This window comes from Dellaglioa sp. CoH-57-MRSF-20, from assembly GCF_056781955.1.
This window is the reverse complement of the sequence record NZ_JBXAXV010000140.1, coordinates 1-398: the sequence shown is the minus strand read 5'-3', so window position 1 is coordinate 398 and position 398 is coordinate 1. Positions and strand designations below refer to the sequence as shown.

Here is a 398-nt window from a genome sequence, read left to right as displayed (position 1 = left end):
TCTCTCGTTCCAACGCCTTTTGAATTTGGGGCTGCTGGCGTTTGTGAGTCCGAATCGCGCGGACCTTATCCTAAATTCTGACGAGGGCAGGGCAGAGTTGGAACGTGTTGAGCGTGGTACTGATAGCGCCACATTCAAACGCTACTGGCCTAAGTCTGCACAGATGTGGAATTGGGAAGAGAATGAGTACGTAACATAAGGAGATCAAGTGGCAGAGTTTGTGGCTGTGGGAGATGCACACTTCACCGATTCCTCAGGATCGGGAGGTCTTTCGAAGTACGTACAAAATCCGGACAAGATGGTCGCTGACGAGATTAGGCGAGGTCCCGTCAAGTACGCACGTGACAACGGTATCAGCAACATCTTGCTGCTAGGTGACCAGTATGACGGCCCACGCG

The 398-nt window shown here is 52.3% G+C and carries 2 protein-coding genes; both read left to right on the top strand.

Annotated elements, in window-relative coordinates:
- On the top strand, positions 1–199 hold a 199-nt coding region (locus AC1RPN_RS08520; RefSeq protein ID WP_481763762.1), incomplete at its 5' end, for a hypothetical protein.
- 9 nt (positions 200–208) lie between these two features.
- On the top strand, positions 209–398 hold a 190-nt coding region (locus AC1RPN_RS08515), incomplete at its 3' end, for a hypothetical protein (protein ID WP_481763761.1).